Source organism: Variovorax sp. (assembly GCF_965279555.1).
Classification (GTDB): Bacteria; Pseudomonadota; Gammaproteobacteria; order Burkholderiales; family Burkholderiaceae_C; genus Variovorax.
In genome coordinates, this window is record NZ_OZ257247.1 from 4,278,079 (window position 1) to 4,292,987 (window position 14,909).

At 69.5% G+C, this 14,909-nt stretch carries 14 protein-coding genes; 6 read left to right on the plus strand and 8 right to left on the minus strand.

Translation table 11 applies throughout. The annotated features are described in order from the left end of the window. Nucleotides 1-5 precede the first annotated feature (5 nt). Nucleotides 6-629 (plus strand): flavin reductase family protein, encoded by a 624-nt coding sequence (locus tag ACQY8B_RS20130; RefSeq protein WP_422088321.1) that lies wholly within the window; start codon nucleotides 6-8, stop codon nucleotides 627-629. A 50-nt stretch (nucleotides 630-679) separates the two neighbouring features. Beyond that, nucleotides 680-1,663 (plus strand): ProQ/FinO family protein, encoded by a 984-nt coding sequence (locus ACQY8B_RS20135; protein WP_422088322.1) that lies wholly within the window; start codon nucleotides 680-682, stop codon nucleotides 1,661-1,663. Between the two features lie 86 nt (nucleotides 1,664-1,749). Here the strand turns inward: ACQY8B_RS20135 and htpX are convergent, their stop codons facing one another. From htpX to ACQY8B_RS20170, 7 genes are all read right to left on the minus strand, one after another. After that, a complete protein-coding gene (gene htpX, locus ACQY8B_RS20140) occupies nucleotides 1,750-2,625 on the minus strand; it encodes a protease HtpX (RefSeq protein ID WP_422088323.1) in 876 nt (291 codons plus the stop codon). 103 nt (nucleotides 2,626-2,728) lie between these two features. After that, nucleotides 2,729-3,499 carry a DUF3025 domain-containing protein gene (locus tag ACQY8B_RS20145; RefSeq protein ID WP_422088324.1) on the minus strand — a complete coding sequence of 257 codons (771 nt, stop codon included), beginning with the start codon at nucleotides 3,497-3,499 and terminating at the stop codon, nucleotides 2,729-2,731. After that, nucleotides 3,496-4,296, minus strand: a complete 801-nt coding sequence (locus ACQY8B_RS20150) for an NYN domain-containing protein (protein ID WP_422088325.1) — start codon at nucleotides 4,294-4,296, stop codon at nucleotides 3,496-3,498. The genes ACQY8B_RS20145 and ACQY8B_RS20150 overlap by 4 nt, the downstream gene beginning before the upstream one ends. Next, the gene (gene pyrC, locus ACQY8B_RS20155; RefSeq protein ID WP_422088326.1) at nucleotides 4,293-5,324 is read right to left on the minus strand and encodes a dihydroorotase; all 1,032 of its coding nucleotides are present in this window, start codon (nucleotides 5,322-5,324) and stop codon (nucleotides 4,293-4,295) included. The genes ACQY8B_RS20150 and pyrC overlap by 4 nt, the downstream gene beginning before the upstream one ends. Before the next feature lie 86 nt (nucleotides 5,325-5,410). Further along, a complete protein-coding gene (locus tag ACQY8B_RS20160) occupies nucleotides 5,411-6,142 on the minus strand; it encodes a peptidoglycan-binding protein (protein ID WP_422088327.1) in 732 nt (243 codons plus the stop codon). Between the two features lie 130 nt (nucleotides 6,143-6,272). Beyond that, entirely contained in the window at nucleotides 6,273-7,778 is a 1,506-nt protein-coding gene (locus tag ACQY8B_RS20165; RefSeq protein ID WP_422088328.1) for a UdgX family uracil-DNA binding protein, read from the minus strand. Nucleotides 7,779-7,795: 17 nt separating this feature from the next. Further along, a complete protein-coding gene (locus ACQY8B_RS20170; protein ID WP_422088329.1) occupies nucleotides 7,796-9,049 on the minus strand; it encodes a putative DNA modification/repair radical SAM protein in 1,254 nt (417 codons plus the stop codon). A gap of 128 nt (nucleotides 9,050-9,177) precedes the next feature. On the opposite strand from ACQY8B_RS20170, the gene ACQY8B_RS20175 reads away from it, so the two are divergent. The 3 genes from ACQY8B_RS20175 to ACQY8B_RS20185 all read left to right on the plus strand — a co-directional run bounded on the left by ACQY8B_RS20175 (nucleotide 9,178) and on the right by ACQY8B_RS20185 (nucleotide 11,728). Further along, entirely contained in the window at nucleotides 9,178-9,534 is a 357-nt protein-coding gene (locus ACQY8B_RS20175; RefSeq protein ID WP_422088330.1) for a Rieske (2Fe-2S) protein, read from the plus strand. 23 nt (nucleotides 9,535-9,557) lie between these two features. Then, nucleotides 9,558-10,148: a YbhB/YbcL family Raf kinase inhibitor-like protein gene (locus tag ACQY8B_RS20180; RefSeq protein WP_422088331.1), complete on the plus strand. Its 591-nt coding sequence runs from the start codon at nucleotides 9,558-9,560 to the stop codon at nucleotides 10,146-10,148. 89 nt (nucleotides 10,149-10,237) lie between these two features. Next, nucleotides 10,238-11,728, plus strand: coding sequence for a sensor domain-containing diguanylate cyclase (locus ACQY8B_RS20185; RefSeq protein ID WP_422088332.1), 1,491 nt, complete (start codon nucleotides 10,238-10,240; stop codon nucleotides 11,726-11,728). Here the strand turns inward: ACQY8B_RS20185 and ACQY8B_RS20190 are convergent. Continuing rightward, nucleotides 11,725-12,618, minus strand: a complete 894-nt coding sequence (locus ACQY8B_RS20190; RefSeq protein WP_422088333.1) for a LysR family transcriptional regulator — start codon at nucleotides 12,616-12,618, stop codon at nucleotides 11,725-11,727. The genes ACQY8B_RS20185 and ACQY8B_RS20190 overlap by 4 nt on opposite strands. A 139-nt stretch (nucleotides 12,619-12,757) precedes the next feature. Between ACQY8B_RS20190 and ACQY8B_RS20195 the strand changes: the two genes are divergently transcribed. Further along, nucleotides 12,758-14,896: a 3-hydroxyacyl-CoA dehydrogenase NAD-binding domain-containing protein gene (locus ACQY8B_RS20195; RefSeq protein WP_422088334.1), complete on the plus strand. Its 2,139-nt coding sequence runs from the start codon at nucleotides 12,758-12,760 to the stop codon at nucleotides 14,894-14,896. Nucleotides 14,897-14,909: the final 13 nt, after the last annotated feature.

Genomic DNA, 14,909 nt, shown 5'->3' on the forward strand with positions numbered 1-14,909 from the left:
CATCGATGGCAAACGACGACTTCCACTTCTACGAGCCCGCCAAGGGCCACGGCCTGCCGCACGACCCGTTCAACGCGATGGTCGGGCCGCGCCCCATCGGCTGGATCTCGTCGCAGGACGAGAACGGCGTGCTCAACCTCGCGCCATACAGCTTCTTCAACGCCTTCAACTACACGCCGCCCATCGTCGGCTTCGCGAGCATCGGCGCCAAGGACAGCCTGCACAACATCCGCCAGACGCGGGAGTTCGGCTGGAACCTGGCGACGCGCCCGCTGGCCGAGCAGATGAACCGCTCCTGCGCGGCCGTGCCGCCCGAGGTGAACGAGTTCGAGCTGGCCGGCCTGCAGACCGCCGCCTCGCGGACCATCGCCGTGCCGCGCGTGGCCGAAAGCCCCGTGTCCTTCGAATGCCGGCTCACGCAGATCCTGCAGCTCGAAGGCGTGGACGGCGTGCCGGTGCAGACCTGGCTGATCCTCGGCGAAGTGGTGGGCGTGCACATCGCGCGCCGCCTGCTGAAGGACGGCATCTACGACACCGCCGCGGCGCAGCCCATCCTGCGCGGCGGCGGGCCGGCCGACTATTTCGAAGTCAGCCCCGACAATCTCTTCAGGATGTTCCGGCCGCGCTGAACGCGCACCGCCGGCATTCTTTTTTTCCATTTCATTCCACCGCGCCCCGCATGACCGACGCTTCCACCGCCACCCCGAAGACGAACGCACGCCCTCCCCGGCGCCAGCAACTGGACATGGCCGACCAGCTGAAGCAGCTGAAGACCGGCGCAGACGCGGACACGGGCACCGCCGAAGCGCCCGCTCGGCAGCATCAGCAACCCCAACAGCCGCGCCAGGACGTGCGCCCGCCCCGGCAGAAGAACGGCGGCGGCCGCAACCAGCGCCCGCAGCAGCCCCGCCAGCAGCAGCAACAGAAGGCGCAGGCGCCACAGCAGCAACAGCCGCAGCGCGCCCCGCGCAAGGTCAGCCCGGTGCTGGAACGCCTGTTCGAGCTGTACCCGCAACTCTTCGGCGCGCGCTTCGTGCCGCTGAAGCTCGGCGTGTACGAAGAATTGCTGGCGCGCCACCCCGAGGACTTCAAGGCCGAAGACCTGAAGATCGCGATGGGCCAGCATGCGCGCTCCACGCGCTACCTCGAGGCCGTGGCCGCCGGCCTGGCCCGCCATGACCTCGACGGCAATGCGCTCGACCCGGTAGCGCCCGAACATGTGCACCACGCCATCCTAGAGCTGCACCGCCGCCGCCAGCAGCGCAACCCGGGCGGCGAAGACCTGCGCCCGCAACTGGTGGCGCGCATCGCCAAGGCCATCGAAGCATCGGGCCTCGACCGCGAAGCCTATGCGGTGCTGGTGCGCTCGCGCGACCAGAACAACAACGCCGTGGTCGACGAAGCCCTGGCCGAACTCGCCCAGCAGGCCGCCAAGCGCGAAGCGCTGCTGCGCGCCTTCGAGGCCAGCGGCCGCACCGAACAGGAGTTTGCCGACATGTACGGCATGAAGCACGGCGAGGTGACGCGCACGCTGCAACGCGTGCGCAACGACCAGAAGGCGGCGCAGGCGGCTGCCGAAGCTGCTGCAGCGGCTGCGGCAGCGGAGCCGGTCGCCGAATCCGCTGCCGAGCCCGAAGCCGCGCCCGCGCCAAGCGCCGACTGAGCACCCCAAAAAAACGCCACCCGAAGGTGGCGCTGCAAAAAACATAAATCGACTGGCGGGGGCGGCATTTGCCGCCCCTCGTTCGTTCAGCGCTGCGCGTTCTGCAGCGCGGCAATGCGCTCTTCGATAGGCGGGTGCGTGGCGAACAGCTTGCCCATGCTGCCGGTGATGCCCATGGCTTCCACAGCCTTCGGCAGTTCGCCGGCAGGCAGGCCGCCCAGGCGCGCGAGCGCGTTGATCATCGGCTGCTTCTGGCCCATCAGCGCGGCGGCGCCGGCGTCGGCGCGGAACTCGCGGTGGCGCGAGAACCAGGCCACCACCATCGCGGCGGCAAAGCCCAGCACGATGTCGAGCACGATGGTGCTCACGTAGTAGCCGATGCCGGGGCCCGAGCTGCGGTCGTCGCCGCGGCGCAGGAAGCTGTCGACCGCATAGCCGATCACGCGCGACAGGAACACGACGAAGGTGTTCATCACGCCCTGGATGAGCGTCATGGTGACCATGTCGCCGTTGGCGATGTGCGCCACCTCGTGGCCGATGACGGCCTCGACCTCTTCGCGCGTCATGTTCTGCAGCAGGCCGGTGGACACCGCCACCAGCGACGAGTTCTTGAACGCGCCGGTGGCGAAGGCGTTGGGCTCGCCTTCGAAGATGCCGACCTCGGGCATGCCGATGCCGGCCCTGTCGGCGAACTTGCGCACCGTGCCGACGATCCAGGCCTCGTCGGGCGTCTGGGGGTTGTCGATCATGTGCAGGCCGCTGGTCCACTTGGCCATGGGCTTGCTGATGAGCAGCGAGATGATCGCGCCGCCGAAACCCATCACCAGCGCAAAGCCGAGCAGCGCCGTGAGGTTGAGCCCGTTGGCCGTGAGGAAGCGATTGACGCCCAGCAGGCTGGCGACCACGCCGAGCACCGCGACGACCATCACATTGGTCAGGACGAACAGAAGGATACGTTTCAAGTTGGATTCTCCGTGGGGAACGCTTCCATCCAGATAAGGGCCGCGGGGCTCACTTCAACCCGTGCGCTGCATGGAGGTGGCAACCATGATAGGAGCAAAAGTTCTAGCGCCCGTGTATTCCCCGCTCCGGCAAAGGCCTGAAAACCTGCGGGTCGTCATAGAAAGACGCGGCCTCGTTGCCGGGCCACCAGCCGGGCACGCCGAGCAACGGCAGCGGCACGAAAGGCTTGCGCTCAAGCCGTGCCGGGTCGAGCGCCTGCGCCATGCGCGCGTCGTCGAAGGCAACGGCGCCAGCCGCGTCGTGTATCGCGTGCGTCAGCAGCACGTGCGCGGTGATCGGCTTGCGCGGCACGGCGAGCTTTTCGAGCAGCGCATGGCCGAACACCAGCAGCCGCGCCTGCGCCCACAACTCGCGCCGCGCGACGAACAGCGTATGCCAGTCGCGCGCGACCAGCGCCTGCCACAGCGCGGGCGGTGCGTCGAGCACGGCGCCGTTCTCGTCGAACAGCGTGAGCGCGTCGCGCAAGGGGCCGCGCACCGCCGCGACGCCGTGGCGCGCGATCTCGCCCGCCTGCAACTCGTTGAGGCGGCGCTTGGCCAGCGGAAACGCGAGCCAGACGAGTCCGTTGAAGAAGTCGTGCAGGTTGTCGCGCGTGGGCACCGTGCGGGTCTGGAAGATGTGGGCCTCGTAGGCCTGGCCGGCGGGCAGCGCATGCTGCTGCACGAAGTCGGGCACGGGTGCATGGGCAGGCCTGGCGCCCTGCAGCGCCGCGGCGACCGAGCCATGCGCCGAAGCGGCCTGCGCCACGGCTTGGCCATGGACACGGTAGGGCGCGAGCCAGGGCTGCGCCCAGTCGACCGCCGGCAGGGTCAAGACGCCGGCGCGTCCGTCCAGCGGATGCGGTCGGGGTGCTGCATCACCGCGAATTCCGCCGTGAGCTTGTCGAACAGCTTGAGCGAGCTGCCGTGCTTGCCCAGCAATCCCGCCGCGCGCAGTGCCTGCGCCACGTCGTTCAGCGGCACGTCCTTGCCAGTGCGCAGCGCGGGCACGGCCTGCAGGATGAACTCGGCAGCCTCGGAGGTCTGCGGTTGCGGCGCGGGTGCGGGCTTGGCCGCCTTGGTGCTGCTCTTGCGGGCCGCCGTCTTGGTGGCGGCCTTCTTCGCAGCCGTTTTCTTGGCGGCGGGCGCGGTCTTGGCCGCGGCCGTCTTCTTCGCGGTGGCGGTGCGGGCCGCGGGCTTCGCGCTGGCGTGGTGCTCGAGGTCCATGAACGCGTCGTAGATGCCGACCGTCTCTTCGCCCGTCTTGCCCCGCTGGCCGATGCCGCAGACGCGGCAGCCCTTTTCGCGCAGCCGGATCACCAGCGGCGCGAAGTCGGAGTCGGAAGACACCAGCACCACCACGTCGGGCCGCTCGTCGATGACGAGGTCGATGGCATCGACCGCGAGCGCGATGTCGGTGCTGTTCTTGCCGGTCGAGAGGTTGACCATCGGCCGCACCGACAGCCGCTTGAACATCGCCTGCCGGTTGACGGCCATCTCGGCGTTGCAATAGGCGCGGCGCACGTGGATGGCGCCGTATTCGTCCATCGTGCGCTGCACGGCCTGCTCGATCACGTCGGCCGAGACGTTGTCGGCGTCGATCAGCAGCATCACGCGCGGTGTGGGCGTCATGCCAGCTTCCAGTTGATGGTCTCGCCACCGCGCAGCGGCTTGAGCGTTGCGTCGCCGTAGGGCACGGTCTCAGGCACGGTCCAGCTTTCGCGCTTGAGCGTGACGGTGTCGGCGTGGCGCGGCAGGTCGTAGAAGTCGGGGCCGTTGAAGCTCGCGAAGGCTTCGAGCTTGTCGAGCGCGCCCGCGTTGTCGAAGGCCTCGGCGTACAGCTCGATGGCAGTGAGCGCGGTGTAGCAGCCGGCGCAGCCGAGGGCGTGTTCCTTCAGGTGGGCCGGGTGCGGCGCGCTGTCGGTGCCCAGGAAGAAGCGGTCGCTGCCGCTGGTGGCGGCCTCCACAAGCGCCACGCGGTGCGTCTCGCGCTTGAGCACGGGCAGGCAGTAGTAGTGCGGGCGGATGCCGCCGGTGAAGATGGCGTTGCGGTTGTAGAGCAGGTGGTGCGCCGTGATGGTGGCTGCCGTGAAGCGGTCGGCGTCGCGCACGTAGTGGGCGCCTTCCTTGGTGGTCAGGTGCTCGAACACCACCTTGAGCTCGGGGAAGTCGCGGCGCAGCGGAATCATCACGCGGTCGACGAACACGGCTTCGCGGTCGAACAGGTCGATGGCGGGGTCGGTCACTTCGCCGTGCACCAGCAGCAGCAGGCCGTGCTTCTGCATGGCCTCCAGCGTCTTGTAGGTGTGGCGGATGTCGGTCACGCCGGCATCGCTGTTGGTGGTGGCGCCGGCCGGGTAGAGCTTGAGCGCGCGCACGCCGGCTTCAGCCGCCAGCGCGATTTCTTCGGGCGGCAGCTTGTCGGTCAGGTAGAGCGACATCACGGGCTCGAAGGCCAGTCCTTCGGGCACGGCGGCGCGGATGCGGTCGCGGTACGCCACGGCCTGCGCGGCGGTGGTCACGGGGGGGCGAAGGTTCGGCATGATCAGCGCGCGGCCGAACTGGCGCGCGCTGTGGGGGACGACGGCTTCGAGGGCGGCGCCATCGCGCACGTGCAGGTGCCAGTCGTCGGGGCGGGTGATCGTGAGGGTGTCTGTCATGGCGGGGCGATTGTCGCATCGCCCCCTGGAAGGCAAGGAGGCGGCGAGCCCGCCGGACGGATGGCGGGAATCGGCGATTTCTCTTGCTATCTGTGGAACACCCGGCAGGTGCGCGAGCTGGCACTCTGCAGCCACTTGAAGAAAGTGACCGAGCTGCGCGCGCCCTTTTGCGGCGGCCAGGGGTCGAGGATGCGCAGCGTGGTGCCCCGCCCGCTCGGGTCGTCGTCGCCCCGGATGCCCGCGATGACGACCATGTGCCCCGGCCGGCCGGCGTCGGCCGGGTAGCCTTTCTTGGTGCCCCACAGCATGTCGAACATGAGCGGCCCCTCCTGCAGCGCCGCACGCAGCGCCTTCAGCGACCACGGCGGCGGCGGGCGCACTTCCAGGCCGTGCGCGGCGGCGAAACGCCGGCCGACTTTCATGTCCGCGTCGTGCGTGTCGACGAAATCCTGCAGCCCGCCGTCGGCCGCGACCAGCTCGGCCGGTGTGCGCGCGACCACCGCCTGCACGCTGGAGCGCGTCATCATCGCAACGCCGGCGGCCCAGCAGAGCGCGGCGGCGGGCGGCGGGATCAGCGCGACCGGATGCAGGACGGGCGCGTCGCCCTCGCCGTCGAACGCGACGTTCTGGGTGCAGGGGCCGGCCTCTCCGTCTTCCACCAGCCAATGCGCGGCCTGCAGGCGCAGCACTGCCGCGCGGGTGAGCGGGCCGTAGTCGCCGTCGGTGGCGAGCCTGGGGCTGGGCTGCAGCTTGCGGTTGAGTGCCTCCTGCAATCGGCGGACGTCGGCTCCTCGCCAACCCTGTTTGAGCGTGGTCATCGGCATGCTTTCCTTCCCCCTCGTTCTGATCGCGGACTTTGGAATACGGGCGTCGGAATTGTCAAAACCGGGGCCGCAAGCGTCTACTCGCCGAATGGCGTAGTCGGCGGCGCCCGGCTGGGACGCTTGCCTATGGCTCAAGTACTCGCGCCGGGGCCGAGTGGATTTCGCCGCTGTCGCCTTGGGGACTCTCGAATGCACCGGCCAGGTCGGCCAGCCAGCGTTCGTAGGCGGCGGCGCGCTCGGCGTCGGGCAGCCGCAACAGCGCGGACGGGTGCAGCGTGACGAACACGGGCCGGCCATCGGCGCGCTCGTGCAGCCACGCGCCGCGCTCGGCCTGCATCGCCACCGGCCGGCCGAGCAAGGCGCGTGCGGCCGTCGCGCCCAGCGCCACCAGCGCCTGCGGGCGCACCAGCGCGATTTCGCTTTCGAGCCAGTGCGCGCAGGCCTCGGCCTCCCGCTGGCCGGCGGTCTTGTGGATGCGGCGCTTGCCGCGCAGTTCGTACTTGAAATGCTTCACGGCATTGGCCAGGTACACCGTGCCGCGCGGCCGGCCCAGTTGCGCCATTGCACGGTCGAGCAGTTGGCCGGCCGGCCCGACGAAGGGCCGCCCGGCCAGGTCTTCCTGGTCTCCGGGCTGCTCGCCGACCAGCATGCGCTGCGCGCCCACGGGCCCTTCGCCGCACACGGCCTGCGTGGCGAGCGCACCGATGGGACAGTCGCGGCACGCATGCGCGGCCGCGCGCAGTTCATCGAGGTTGGCGGGCGCCGCGCGGTCGGCCGGCAGCGGGTGCAGCGGCACCGGAGCGCGGATGCGGCGCGCGGGCGTGGCCGGCGCGTCGATCATCGACTGGCTGCGCGCCTGCGCCGCTTCGGCCAGCGGCTGGATCAGCGCGGCTTCGGGCAGGTTGTGCCAGTAGCGGGTCGGCATCTCGCGGCGCATCATCGCGAGCTTCAGGCGCGCGGGGTTGAAGATGTGCTCGTAGTAGACCAGCCAGAGCTGCTCGCCGGCGTCCGGCGGCGGCTTCTCGCGCCGGTCGGCGCCCTCGCGGAAAGTCAGCGCCTGCCCGTCCCACGCCACGCAGCGCTCGGGCGTGAGGATGGCCCAGTTCATCTGCGCGAAGCGGCGCGCGAAGAACGGCGCGTTGGCTTCCACGATGCGGTGGTCGGGCTCGAACCATGCCACGTGGCGCTCGCCCTGCTCGCCTTCCACGCGCGTGAAGCGCACGAAGGCGCGCATCTTGTGGATGTCGCGGCGCACGGCCTTGGCCATCTGCCGGGCCTGCAGCATGTCGGCGTCGAGCGGGTCGTGCCGCAGGGCCGGTTCGTGCACCAGGCGCCAGAGCAGCCGGTACATCAGCCCCAGGCGGCCGGCGTCGCGGTGCAGGATCACGTCGGCACACAGGGCGAGGAACGACGCGGGCACCGGCTGGCGCGCGGCACCGGCCGGCGGCGGCGAAAGCATGGGCTCGAACAGGCCGCCGGCGGGCGCGTCCGCGAACAGGTCGGCGCCGCCGTCGCCCTGCGCGCCGTCGCTCCATTCGACATGGTCGGGCGGCACGCCTTTCGCCAGCAATTGGCGCGCCTCGCGGCGGAAGGCGTCGAGGTCGACCGGGTTTCCGAGCCGTACGCGCATGGCGGCTTGCCTCCAGCTCAGAACAGCGCCGCCTGCGCCGGCCGGGCTGCGGGAACTGCGGCGGCCATGGCTCCCGCCGCCGGCCGGTGCCCGTCGGCCACCACGAAGGGCAGCACCTTGCGCGAGGGCACGTGCAGCCGGCGCAGATCGTCGGCGCGCACCCTGCGCACGCGGCGCGCCTGCAGCAGGCGCTCGACCGCCTTCACGCCCAGGCCCGGCACGCGCAGCAGCATTTCGCGCGGGGCGTGGTTCAGGTCGACGGGGAAACGCTCGGCATGCGCCAGCGCCCAGGCCAGCTTGGGGTCGACGTCCAGCCGCAGCAGGCCGTCGGGCGCGGCCACGATCTCCTGGTGCTCGAAGCCGTAGAAGCGCATGAGCCAGTCGGCCTGGTACAGCCGGTGCTCGCGCATCAGCGGGGGCGCCACCAGCGGCAGCGCGCGGGCCGCATCGGGAATGGGGCTGAAGGCCGAGTAATACACGCGCTTGAGCTTGTAGGCGCCGTACAGCGTGGCGCTCGACGCGAGGATGTGGCGGTCGTCGGTGGCGTCGGCGCCCACGATCATCTGCGTGCTCTGGCCCGCGGGCGCGAAGGGCGGCGGCCTGGCGGCGGCGGGGGCCGCGCCGGGCAGCGCGCGGATCGGCACCACTCGGCGGGCTTCCTCGCGCGTGTCGTCGATGCGCAGGCGCAGCCGCGCCATGGAGCGGCGGATGGCGCTTTCGTTCTTCTCGGGCGCCAGCGCCTGCAGGCCCTCGGTGGTCGGCATCTCGACGTTGATGCTGAGCCGGTCGGCATAGCGGCCGGCGCGCGCCAGCAGTTCGTCGCTGGCGTCGGGAATGGTCTTCAGGTGGATGTAGCCGCGAAAGTCGTGCTCCTCGCGCAGCACGCGCGCCACCTCGACCACCTGCTCCATGGTGTGGTCGGGCGACTTGATGATGCCGCTCGACAGGAACAGGCCCTCGATGCAATTGCGCCGATAGAAGTCGAGCGTGAGCTGCACCACCTCTTCGACCCGAAAGCGCGCACGCGGCACATTGCTCGACGCACGGTTGACGCAATAAAGGCAGTCGTACTGGCAGTGGTTGGTGAGCAGCACCTTCAGCAGCGAGATGCAGCGGCCGTCGGGCGCGTAGCTGTGGCAGATGCCCGCGCCCTCGGTGGAGCCGATGCCGCGGCCGCCCACCGAGTCGCGCGGCTGCGAGCCGCTGGATGCGCAGGAGGCGTCGTACTTGGCGGCGTCGGCAAGGATGGCGAGTTTGCGATGGATGTCCACGGGAGTCCTCGGAATTACTGTATGAATATACAGTTATCAGCCATTCCATCGGCTGCGATTTGTAAGCGGGCCGCTCGCATCGATGCAGCGTTGCGCCTCTTTCGAACCTTGGCTACCCTCGCTGCCAGATGACCGACGACCCCACAGCGCCCACCCCCACCCTCACGCCGATTTCCACCACGCTTGCCGACGACCGCATGGCGGCCAAGTTCACAGCACCCAACGGCGCCCCCGCGTTCGCCGTGCGCTGGCAAGACGGCGTCTACGCCTACATCAACCAGTGCCCCCACGCGGGCGGCCCGCTCGACTTCGAAGGGCAGATCATCGAAAGCTCCGGCCGCTTCCTGATGTGCGCAAGGCATGGCGCGATCTTCGAGCCCGACACCGGCAAGTGCGTCGGCGGCCCATGCCGCGGCGCGCGGCTCACGCCGCTGGCAGTGCACGAGAAGGCCGACGGCAGCATATGGCTTGGCCAGGCCGGATAAAGACAACCCTCAAGGAGAACGATATGCGCAAGAACACCGGGCTTCGCCCCCTCGCCCTGCCGGTCACGGCCCTCGCCTTCGCCGGCCTCATGGCAGGTTGCACCGGCATGTCGCCCGGCACCGGCAAGGCCGTCACGGGCATGAAAGTCACGTCCAGCGCCTTCGCCGACAACGGCGTGATCCCGGCCGAGCATGCCGGTGCGGGCGAGTGCGGCGGCAAGAACATCTCGCCGCCGGTGGCCTGGAGCAACCTGCCGGCCAAGACCCGGTCGGTCGCCGTGCTGGTGTTCGACCCGGACGGCGCTGCCGGCCTGGGCGTGTCGCACTGGGTGGCCTACAACATCGCGGCGGAGCGCGGCGAACTCAAGGCGGGCGAAGGCCAGGCGGGCTCGAACTTCAACTTCACCATGGGCCCGAACGTGGCCGGCGCGCCGGCCTACCGCGGCATGTGCCCGCCGGTGGGCGACCGGCCGCACCACTACGTGCTGACCGTGGTCGCCACCGACCTGGCGCCGGGCAGCCTGCCCGCCGGGCTCGCACGCGACGCGCTGCTGGCCGCGCTCAAGGGCCATGCGCTGGGTGGACAGAGCGTGGTGGGCCTCTACAGCCGCTAATCCCTTCGCCCTGCCGGGTAATAATTAAGCTCCCAATCTGCCGGCGGCCCGTCAGCACTGGCTGCAGCCGCTTTTCCGAAAGCCCATCGATGGCCCTGACCGCCGCCGCGTCCGACGTTTCCCCGTCATCCGAACTCGACGCCATGTTCGACCTGGCGCCAGTCTCACTCTGGATCGAAGACTACAGCGGCCTCAAGCGCAAGCTCGATAGCTGGCGCGCCGAAGGCGTGACCGACCTGGTGGCGTACCTGTCGGAAGACCCGGGCCGCGTGAGCGAATGCATGGCGCTGCTGAAGGTGCTGCGGGTCAACCAGCACACCCTGAAGCTCTTTGCCGCCGACAGCCAGCAGACCCTGCTCGACTCGCTCGACCGCGTGTTCCGCGGCGACATGTCGGCCACCGTGGTGCATGAGCTCGACCAGCTGTGGCGCGGCCAGCTCACCTTCGAGAGCGAGACGGTCAACTACGCCCTCGACGGCCGGCGGCTCGACGTGCGCGTGCGCGCCCGCGTGCTGCCCGGCCACGAAGCCACCTGGGAGCGCGTGCTGGTCTCGCTCGACGACGTGACCGAGCGCGTGGCCGCGCAGCGCCTGCGCGACGAAAGCGCCGCCTACGCACGCAGCCTGTTCGAGCGCTCGCCGGTGTCGCTGTGGGTGGAAGACTTCAGCGCCGTGCGCGCGCTGCTGCAAAGCATCCGCGCGCGCGGCATCACCGACTTCGCCACCTTCATCAAGGTGCACCCCGAGTTCGTGACGCGCTGCATGCAGGAGATCCGCGTCGTCGACGTGAACCGCGAAACGCTGCGCATGTTCGGCGCGCCCGACCTGCAGACCCTGCTGGGCAGCCTCTCGCGCATCTTCCGCGACGAGATGCGCGAATCCTTCGCCGAGCAGTTGCAGGACCTGTGGAACGGCAAGACCGTGCAGCACCGCGAGGTGCTCAACTACTCGCTGTCGGGCGAGGTGCTGAACATCCACATGCAGTTCGCGGTGCAGGACGACCGGCTCGACACCTGGGACCTGGTGCTGGTGTCGCTGGTCGACATCACCGCGCGCAAGAAGGCCGAGGCCTACCTCGAATACCTCGGCAAGCACGACGTGCTCACGCAGCTGTGCAACCGCACCTACTTCACCGAAGAGCTCACCCGCCTCGCGCGCAAGGGCCCGTGGCCGGTGTCGATCGTGGCCATCGACCTGAACGGATTGAAGCAGCTCAACGACCAGGAAGGCCATGCCGCCGGCGACTCGCTGCTGCGCCGCATGGGCGAGGTGCTCGACAAAGCCGTCGACCCGCCGGCCTGGCCCGCGCGCATAGGCGGCGACGAGTTCGCGGTGCTGCTGCCCATGACCGACGAGCGCGGCGCCGAAGCCATGCGCGAGCGCATCCTCACGCTGCTGGAAATGAACAACCAGTTCCACGCCGGACAGAGCGGCCACGCGCTGAGCCTGGCGATCGGCCTGGCGACCTGCCACGCGGGAGAGTCGCTGGAATCGGCCCTGCAACGCGCGGACCGGGCGATGTATGTCGACAAGGCAAGGCACTACGAAGGCACGCCGGGAAACCGGCGGCGGGGTAGCTAGCCCGGCACCCGCACCCGCTCCAGCACGAAATCGATGAACGTCCGGATCGCCCGCGTGTGCTGGCGGTTGGGCATGTAGAGCATGAACATCTGCGTGCCGAAGATGGACAGGCGCCAGTCGTCCAGCGTGGTCACGACGTCGCCCTTGCGCACGTCTTCCTGCACCACGTAGTCGGGCACGAGGCCGATGCCCAGGCCGGCGAGGATGGCCTGGCGCAGAAAGAGGAAGTTTTCCGAGATCAGAGTCGGCTCGAGGATCACCTCGCGCCGCGTCTCGCCCTGGTAGGCCGACACGCGCAGCTGCCGGCCGATGACGGCGGCGGTGACCACAGGCGCGCCCTGCAGCGCATCGAGCTGCACCGGCAGCGGGTGCTTCGACGCGTACTCCGCCGAGGCGCAGGCCACGTAGCGCACCGGCCCCATCGCGCGCGCAACCAGGTTCTGCGGCGGCTCGGGAATCACGCGGATGGCGATGTCGACTTCGTCGCGCAGCAGGTCTTCGATGCGGTTTTCGAACACCACGTCGAGCACGATGCCGGGGTACTGGCGCTTGAAGTCGATGAGCCAGTCGGCCATGACCAGTTGCCCGTAGCCGCTGGGCACGCTCAGCCGCACGCGGCCCTGCAGGCCCTGTCCCAGCGTGGTGACCGATTCGCGCGCCGCCAGCAGTTCGCCCTGTATCGCCACGCCATGCTGGTAGAGCCGCAGGCCGATTTCGGTCGGCTCGGCGCGCCGGGTGGTGCGCCGCACCAGTTGCGCGCCCACCGAGCGCTCCAGCTGGTTCAGGTGGTAGCTGACGTTGGCGCGGGTCATCTTGAGCCGGCGGGCCGCCGCGCTCAGGTTGCCGGCATCGAGGATTTCCACCAGCAGGGTGAGCGATTGCAGGTCCATGCACCAATTGTGTCAAAAATCCTTTGACAGTCTGTCAACCGCCTATGCAATTGTCAAAGCGGGGATACCGGCAAAGAATGCCGGGTTCACCCCAGAGCCTCGAACCCGCACGGTTCGCAACGCAAGAGACAAGCAGCACATGGCCACCAACGACACCCCCAGCCCCTCCACGTCCACCGGTCCCGTCACCTTCGAGCGTCGAGGCGACGTTTTCGTGGTGACCATCGACAACCCGCCCGTCAACGCCCTGGGCGTGGATGTGCGCCGCGGCCTCGTGGCCGCCATCGACGCGGCGGAGGCCGACGGCGCCGCCAAGGCGGTGCTGATCGCCGGCGCGGGCCGCAACTTCATTGCGGGCGCCGACATCCGCGAATTCGGCAAGACGCCGCAGCCGCCGTCGCTGCCCGAGGCCTGCCTGAAGATCGAGAACTGCACCAAGCCGGTGGTTGCCGCCATCCACGGCGCCGCGCTCGGCGGCGGGCTCGAAGTGGCGCTGTCGGCGCACTACCGCATCGCCTCGCCCACCGCCAAGCTGGGCCTGCCCGAAGTGGCGCTGGGCCTCTTGCCCGGCTCGGGCGGCACGCAGCGCGCGCCGCGCCTCATCGGCGTGAAGCCCGCGCTCGAACTCATGCTCAGCGGCCGCCATGCGGGCGCCAAGGAAGCGCTGTCGCTCGGCCTCGTCGACCGCCTGGCCACCGACGCCGACGCACTGGCCGAAGGCCTGGCCTATGCGCAGGAACTGGTCGCCGCCAAGGCCCCGGTGCGCCGCACCCGCGACGCCGGCGCGCTGGCCGACAAGGAAGCCAGTCGCGCCGCCCTCGAAGCCGCGCGCGCCGACACAGCCAAGAAGAGCCGCGGCCTGTTCTCGCCGATGAAGATCATCGAAGCCGTCGAGGCCGCGCTCACGCTGCCCTTCGACGAAGGCATGGCGCTGGAGCGCAAGCTGTTCCTGCAGTGCATCGACAGCCCGCAGCGCGCCGGCCTGATCCACGCCTTTTTCGCCGAGCGTGAAGTGCTGAAGGCGCCCGAGACCAAGTCGGCCAAGCCACGCGCGCTGGAGTCGGCCGGCATCGTCGGCGGCGGCACCATGGGCGCGGGCATCGCGGTGGCCATGCTCGACGCCGGCATGCCGGTGACCATGATCGAGCGCGACGACACGCAGCTCGCACGCGGCCGCGCCAACGTAGAGAAGGTGTACGACGGCCTCATCAAGAAGGGCCGCATGACGCCCGAGGCCAAGGACAGCGTGATGGCGCGCTTCTCCGGCTCTACCAGCTACGACGCGCTCGCGCAGGTCGACATCGTGGTCGAAGCCGTGTTCGAGGACATGTCGGTCAAAAAGGCCGTGTTCGCCGAACTCGACCGCGTGTGCAAGCGCGGCGCGGTGCTGGCCACCAACACCTCGTACCTGGACATCGACGAGATCGCCGCCAGCATCTCGCGCCCGCAGGACGTGGTGGGCCTGCACTTCTTCTCGCCCGCCAACATCATGAAGCTGCTGGAGATCGTGGTGCCCGCCAAGGTGAGCGCCGACGTGGTCGCCACCGGCTTCGAGCTGGCGAAGAAGCTCAAGAAGGTGCCGGTGCGCGCCGGCGTGTGCGACGGCTTCATCGGCAACCGCATCCTGGCCGTGTACCGCCAGGCCGCCGACCACATGATGGAAGACGGCGCGTCGCCCTACCAGATCGACGAAGCGGTGCGCAACTTCGGCTACCCGATGGGCCCGTTCCAGGTGTCCGACCTGGCCGGCGGCGACATCGGCTGGGCCACGCGCAAGCGCAAAGCCGCCACGCGCGACCCCGCGGCGCGCTACGTGCAGATTGCCGACCGCATCTGCGAACGCGGCTGGTTCGGCCAGAAGACACAGCGCGGCTACTACCTGTACCCCGAAGGCGCGCGCACCGGCCAGCCCGACCCCGAAGTGCTGGCCATCATCGACGCCGAGCGCGAGCGCGCAGGCATCAAGCCGCGCGCCTTCACCGAAGAAGAAATCATGCGCCGCTACATGGCCGCGATGGTCAACGAAGGCGCCAACGTGGTGCTGCAGCGCATTGCGCTGCGCCCGCTGGACGTGGACGTGACCTTCCTCTACGGCTACGGCTTCCCGCGCCACCGCGGCGGCCCGATGAAGTACGCCGACACCGTCGGCCTGCCCAAGGTGCTGGCCGACATCCGCGAATTTGCCAAGGAAGACCCGATCTTCTGGAAGCCGTCGCCGCTGCTGGTGCAGCTGGTCGAACGCGGCGCCGATTTCGCCAGCCTCAATCAATCCGAGTAACCACAGAGCCAGC

What these genes read in the sequence shown, in the direction of transcription:
- ACQY8B_RS20130 (WP_422088321.1), top strand. Translation starts at nt 6, where the DNA reads ATGGCAAACGACGACTTCCACTTCTACGAGCCCGCCAAGGGCCACGGC.
- ACQY8B_RS20135 (WP_422088322.1), top strand. Translation starts at nt 680, where the DNA reads ATGACCGACGCTTCCACCGCCACCCCGAAGACGAACGCACGCCCTCCC.
- ACQY8B_RS20150 (WP_422088325.1), bottom strand. Translation starts at nt 4,296, where the DNA reads ATGACGCCCACACCGCGCGTGATGCTGCTGATCGACGCCGACAACGTC.
- pyrC (WP_422088326.1), bottom strand. Translation starts at nt 5,324, where the DNA reads ATGACAGACACCCTCACGATCACCCGCCCCGACGACTGGCACCTGCAC.
- ACQY8B_RS20160 (WP_422088327.1), bottom strand. Translation starts at nt 6,142, where the DNA reads ATGACCACGCTCAAACAGGGTTGGCGAGGAGCCGACGTCCGCCGATTG.
- ACQY8B_RS20165 (WP_422088328.1), bottom strand. Translation starts at nt 7,778, where the DNA reads ATGCGCGTACGGCTCGGAAACCCGGTCGACCTCGACGCCTTCCGCCGC.
- ACQY8B_RS20175 (WP_422088330.1), top strand. Translation starts at nt 9,178, where the DNA reads ATGACCGACGACCCCACAGCGCCCACCCCCACCCTCACGCCGATTTCC.
- ACQY8B_RS20180 (WP_422088331.1), top strand. Translation starts at nt 9,558, where the DNA reads ATGCGCAAGAACACCGGGCTTCGCCCCCTCGCCCTGCCGGTCACGGCC.
- ACQY8B_RS20185 (WP_422088332.1), top strand. Translation starts at nt 10,238, where the DNA reads ATGGCCCTGACCGCCGCCGCGTCCGACGTTTCCCCGTCATCCGAACTC.
- ACQY8B_RS20190 (WP_422088333.1), bottom strand. Translation starts at nt 12,618, where the DNA reads ATGGACCTGCAATCGCTCACCCTGCTGGTGGAAATCCTCGATGCCGGC.
- ACQY8B_RS20195 (WP_422088334.1), top strand. Translation starts at nt 12,758, where the DNA reads ATGGCCACCAACGACACCCCCAGCCCCTCCACGTCCACCGGTCCCGTC.